Annotated in this window: 4 protein-coding genes; 3 read left to right on the top strand and 1 reads right to left on the bottom strand. The window is 65.6% G+C overall.

Annotated features, from left to right (window positions below):
* Positions 1-279: 279 nt before the first annotated feature.
* Positions 280-1,566, bottom strand: coding sequence for an amidohydrolase family protein (locus AB7O82_RS36980; protein WP_428551048.1), 1,287 nt, complete (start codon positions 1,564-1,566; stop codon positions 280-282).
* 78 nt (positions 1,567-1,644) lie between these two features.
* Here AB7O82_RS36980 and AB7O82_RS36985 point away from each other — a divergent pair, with 78 nt between their 5' ends.
* The 3 genes from AB7O82_RS36985 (at position 1,645) to AB7O82_RS36995 (ending at position 5,025) form a co-directional block, all read left to right on the top strand.
* Positions 1,645-2,091 (top strand): VOC family protein, encoded by a 447-nt coding sequence (locus AB7O82_RS36985; RefSeq protein WP_428551045.1) that lies wholly within the window; start codon positions 1,645-1,647, stop codon positions 2,089-2,091.
* Between the two features lie 157 nt (positions 2,092-2,248).
* On the top strand, positions 2,249-3,748 hold the full coding sequence (locus AB7O82_RS36990; protein WP_428551043.1) for an amidohydrolase family protein: 1,500 nt from the start codon (positions 2,249-2,251) through the stop codon (positions 3,746-3,748).
* A 101-nt stretch (positions 3,749-3,849) separates the two neighbouring features.
* Complete coding sequence (locus tag AB7O82_RS36995; RefSeq protein ID WP_428551041.1) at positions 3,850-5,025, top strand: ABC transporter substrate-binding protein; 1,176 nt, start codon at positions 3,850-3,852, stop codon at positions 5,023-5,025.
* Positions 5,026-5,540: the final 515 nt, after the last annotated feature.

The raw sequence follows: 5,540 nt of genomic DNA on the forward strand, positions 1-5,540 counted from the left end.
CTGCTGCTCTCCACCTCGCCTCGCGACGACGCAGTTGCAGTCGGTTACAGGCCGGAGTGGGCTTGCCTGGAAGGGACTTCCACCCTCCAAGCCAGACACACTCGCGGTCGCACGAGCGCGCCACTCCTGTGGCGCTCATGGGCTGTATGATCAACGAGAAGAGCGCCACTGGAGTGGCGCGCTCCCGGCGATGAGTCATGATCCCTCCGTCCGCGATGACGCTTCGGCTTCGCTCAGCGCAGGCGCGAACACTTCCCCAGCGAGCTGGGGAGAAGATGATCAGCTCACATCGCGTGGCCACGAGAACGAAATCTCGCCAGGGCGCCCGGGCAGCGCGAGGGACGTGCGGGCGCTCGGCGCCTCGGCAATGACCTTGCCCGCGCGAATGACCTTCAGCCGGGTCGCGCGCAGACGGATCGCCTCGACCGGGTCGCTTGCGTCCAGCAGGACCATGTCGGCCTTGCAGCCCACGTCCAGACCGTAGCCATCGAGATGGAGCAGCCGCGCGGCACTCCCGGTCACCGCCGCGAAGCAGGCCGACATGGCGTCGAGGCTGGTCATCTGCGCCACGTGGACCGCCATATGTGCGACATCGAGCATGTCACCGCTGCCGAGGCCGTACCACGGGTCCATCGTACTGTCCTGGCCGAGCGCCACGGTGAGCCCGGCGGCCATCAGCTCGGGCACCCGGGTCATGCCGCGCCGCTTGGGATAGGTGTCGTGGCGACCCTGCAGCACCATGTTGGCGAACGGGTTGGCGATGACTCCGAGATCGGCTTCGGCCATCAGCGGCACGAGCTTCGAGACATAGTAGTTGTCCATGCTGTGCATCGACGTGAGATGGGAGCCCACGACGCGTCCGTGCAGGCCGAGGCGCACGGTCTCGGCCGCCAGGGTCTCGACATGGCGTGACATCGGATCGTCGGTCTCGTCGCAATGCATGTCGACGAGCAGCCCCTGCTCGGCCGCGATCTCGCACAGGGCGCGTACCGACGCCCGGCCATCCTCCATCGTGCGCTCGAAATGCGGGATGCCGCCGACCACGTCGACACCGCGCCGCAGCGCCTCCTTCAAGAGCTCCAAGGCGCCCGGCGAGCGATACAGGCCATCCTGCGGGAAGGCGACGAGCTGAAGATCGATGTAGGGCGCCACCTTCTTCCTGACCTCGAGCAGCGCATCGACCGCCAGCAGGCGCGGATCGCAGATGTCGACGTGGCTGCGGATGGCCAGCAGGCCGCGCGCCACCGCCCAATCGCAGTAGGCCAGCGCCCGGTCGACGATCGCCTGCCCGGTCAGGCTCGGCTTGAGCTCGCCCCACAGGGCAATCCCTTCCAGCAGCGTGCCGGAGCGGTTGCGCCGGGGCAGGCCGACCGACAGGGTCGCGTCCATGTGGAAATGGGAATCGACGAAGGGCGGCGTCAGCAGCCGGCCGTTTGCGTCGATCGACTGGCCCGCCGTCGCCTGCAGATTCGGTTCAAGGGCCGCGATGCGCCCCGCCTGCACACCGACATCGATGCCACGCCGGCCGTCCGGCAGGGTGGCGTTCCGCACGATCAGGTCGAGCATGGCGCGTGTCGTCTCCCGTTCATCGCCTCACCCCTCGTCCGCAGCAAGACGGAGGCCAGACCCCGGCAAGGAGATTGCATGGCCATCCGCAGCGGACAGGAGATGGCTACCATGCCCTTGGCCGGATTGAAGCGAATAACCGACGTCGCCCTGTTCGTCGCCGACCTGCCGCGTGCGATCGCCTTCTATCGCGACAAGCTCGATCTTGAGCTGAAGCGGCTCGATACCGGGTTCGCCGAGTTCTGGATGGACGGCACGATCCTGGCGCTGTGGGAGGAGCCGGACGTGCGGCGCGCCCTCGCCTTCGACGACGTGCCTCGCCGCGGGCCGCACGCCATGCTCGCCGTTCGACTCGACTCGCCGGAAGCGGTGGATGACCTCCATGCGCGGCTCGTCGCGCGCGGCGTCGTCTTCCGGGCGCCGCCGCGGACCTATCCCTGGCAAGCCCACGCCGCCTACTTCAGCGACCCCGACGACAATCTCTGGGAGCTGTACTGCTGGGTTGGGCCACCGCGAACCGTCTGATTGGCCATGCTTCGTTGAAGAGAATAGCCACAGATGAACACAAATGAACACGGATGCCCGATGCAACTGCACATCTGATTGCAGTCGGTCGTAAGCATAGTAAGTGGCATGGCGCTTGCAGCGCGCCAGCAGGCCCGCCGTCAACCGGAGCGTCGCCGTGCCCAACCCAGAGAAGATCATCATCCGCGGCGGTCGGCTGGTCGATGCGGACCGACACACCGCCCAGCCTGCGGACATCCTGGTCGTCGGCGACAGCATTGCCGAGGTCGGACCACCCGGCATGCCCTCGCCGTCCGACGCACGCCCGCTCGATGCGGCGGCGCGGCTGCTCCATCCCGGCCTGATCAACGCGCATACCCATGGCATGGGCAATCTCAGCAAGGGCACGGCGGATCGCTGGTCGCTCGAGCTGCTGTGGGTCGGCGCGGCCGGCTTCATGGCCAACCAGAGTCTCGAGCACAAGTACCTCAACACCTATCTCGGCGCCGTGGAGATGCTCCTCAAGGGGTGCACGGCCGCCTACGACCTGACGTTCGGGTACCCGACGGCCTCGGTCGAGGAAATCAGCGCCATCGGCCAGGCCTACGTCGATGCCGGCATGCGCGCGGTGGTGGCGCCGATGCTGGCCGATCTCTCCTTCTACCAGGCGATCCCCGGTTTGCTCGACTCCCTGCCCGACCGGCTGCGCCGCGAGGTCGCCGCCTACGACGAGGCGCCATACGAGAGCACGCTCCGGATGATGCGGGAGTCCCTGCACGGCTGGAAGCACGACCGCGAGCAGGTCCGACTGGGTGTCGCCCCGATCATTCCGCTTCACTGCAGCGACGCCCTGATCGCAGGCTCGGCGCGGCTGGCGCGCGACTATGGCGTCGTGCTGCACAGTCACGTGGCCGAATCGAAGGTGCAGGCGGTCTCGGCCTTCAAGCGCTACGGCACGACCTTGACCGCCCATGTCGATGGGCTGGGGCTGTTGGGGCCCGACTTCACGGTGGCCCACGGCGTCTGGCTCGACGACGACGACATGCGACGGCTGGCCGACCACGGCTGCTCGGTCGCCCACAATCCGACGAGCAACATGCGGCTGGGATCGGGGATCGCCAACACCCGGCGCCTGCTCGAGCTCGGCGTCAATCTCGGCATCGGAACCGATTCGGCCAACTGCTCCGACAATCTGAACATGTACGAGGCAATGCACTGCGCCTCGATGGTCTCCAACGTGCAGGGACCGGACTACACGAGATGGCTGCGCTCCGAGGAAGTGCTGAACGCCGCCACCATCGGCAGCGCCCGGGCGCTGGGCTTCGACAGGATTGGCAAGATCGCGCCGGGCTACAAGGCCGACATCGTCTTCCTCGACCTCGAGAAAGTGAACTGGATCCCGATCAACGACCCGACCAACCAGCTGGTCCTGGTCGAGGACGGCACCAGCGTCGATGCGGTGATGGTCGGCGGCCGCATGGTTGTCGAGCACGGACGCAAGGTCGGCTGCGACATGACCAGGCTGGCGCGCGATTGCGAGGCGGCCCGCGCGCAGCTGGCCAGGTTGAACGAAGGGGCGAAAGCGCTCGGCGCCCAGCTCGAAGGCCTGGTCGGCAGCTTCTGCGTCGGGCTCTCCAACGCGCCCTATCACATCCATCGCTACGGCCACGCCCACTGATCCGCCGCCACCCGTGGCATGGAAGTTGCGTCGTGTTTCGGCATCCGAACGGCACCTTGCGAGGCAGCGGCAGGCCGCGATCAGCGATCGAGGAGGCGGACATGACGACAAGAAAGCGGAGCGTCACTCCAACCACGTCATCGGGCTCGAGGGCGACACGACGGCGGTTCCTCGGCGCTGCGACAGCCGCAGGCGTCGCCTCGTGGAGCGGGCTGACGGTCTTCAGCCGCTCCGCGCATGCCGCCGGCCGAATGCGGGTGCTGTGCTGGCCGGGCTACGAGGAGAAGCCGGTCATCGAGGAGTTCGAGAAGAAGAACGATTGCAAGGTCGAGTTCAAGACCTACATCGGCGGCGAGCAGATGCTGCAGTTCTTCGCGCAATCGCCGAAGGGCACGTTCGACGCGATCATCAGCGATGCCGAGTATGTCCAGAAGCTGACCGCCCAGAAGGCGCTCGATCCGCTGAAGCCGGCCGACTTTCCCAATCTCGCCGACTACCATCCGAAGTATCGCGACTTCCCGCCGCTGCGCGCGCCGGATGGCAAGATCTGGGCGGTGCCGACGCGCTTCAGCTTCTACGGCCTGTCGTACAACACCAAGCACATGAGCGAGGACGACGCGAAGACCTGGAACTCGCTGTTCCTGCCCAAGTACAAGGGCAAGGTCGCGCTGTTCGACTGGTATCTGCCGAACATGAGCAACGCCAGCCTGGCGGTGAAGCCAAACAACCAGACGCCCTACGATATCTCCGACGCCGAGCTCGCCAAGGTGAAGGAGTGGCTGTTCAAGCTGCGGCCCCAGATCAGCGTGTTCAGCGAGCAGAATCAGGGGCTGGTCAACGCGCTGATCAACGAGGATGCCTGGGTGACGCCGACCGGCGACATGGAGATCACCCTGATCGGCGCGGGCCACAAGAATTTCGCCTCGACCGTGCCCGACGAGGGCAGCATCCGCTGGAGCGAAGCCGCCGCGCTCTGCGCCGACAGCAGGAACAAGGAGCTGGCGTTCAAGTGGATCGAGTACATGAGCGGCGCGCGCGTGCAATCCGATCTCGTCTACACCAAGGGCTTCAAGGCGCGCGCGCCCAACATGAAGGTCACCAAGTTCTGGAACGAGGAGCAGACGAAGCTGATGAGCTACGTTCCCGACCCGAAGAACCCCGGCAAGATGCTGGTCGAGACGCTGATCGACAAGAGCGTGCCGCGCGGCCTGCCGGTCAAGCAGCCGGACAAAGCGTGGATCGCGATCTACAACGAATTCAAGACCAGCAAGGGCTGACGGCAGCGTGCCGGCAGGTGACTCCACAGGCGTTTATCTTGGTCGAAGGCCCAGCACAATCCTCATCCTGAGGAGGCCGCGCAGCGGCCGTCTCGAAGGATGGGCTGCACAGAAGATCGCTGGACGAGCGGTGTCGCAATATCCCATCTGTTGTCGACCCTTCGAGACGCGGCCCTCCGGGCCGCTCCTCAGAGCCTGTGACTTTTTCGATCGCTGTTCTCTGACAGCCGATCAGCCCGTAGCGGCGAATTTTTCTGTCGTCCTGAGCGCAGCGAAGGACCTCATCGCCGCTTGGCACGAGCATACCTTGAAACTTCTGGTGACGAGATCCTTCGCTGCGCTCAGGATGACAAGAGAGGCGCACCTTCGTCCAATAAAGTCACAGGCTCTCAGGGTGAGGTTCCTTTGTAAGTCAGCACCTATGACGGGTGCTTCTCGGCATCCACCGCCGTGCCCAGTGCCGATATCCGCATGAATGCGGTCCCCGACAGGTCCTCGCCGCAGGTCGATCTCGA

The sequence above is a fragment of the Reyranella sp. genome (assembly GCF_050185545.1).
Lineage (GTDB): Bacteria > Pseudomonadota > Alphaproteobacteria > Reyranellales > Reyranellaceae > Reyranella.

What these genes read in the sequence shown, in the direction of transcription:
- AB7O82_RS36995 (WP_428551041.1), top strand. Translation starts at nt 3,850, where the DNA reads ATGACGACAAGAAAGCGGAGCGTCACTCCAACCACGTCATCGGGCTCG.
- AB7O82_RS36985 (WP_428551045.1), top strand. Translation starts at nt 1,645, where the DNA reads ATGGCCATCCGCAGCGGACAGGAGATGGCTACCATGCCCTTGGCCGGA.
- AB7O82_RS36980 (WP_428551048.1), bottom strand. Translation starts at nt 1,566, where the DNA reads ATGCTCGACCTGATCGTGCGGAACGCCACCCTGCCGGACGGCCGGCGT.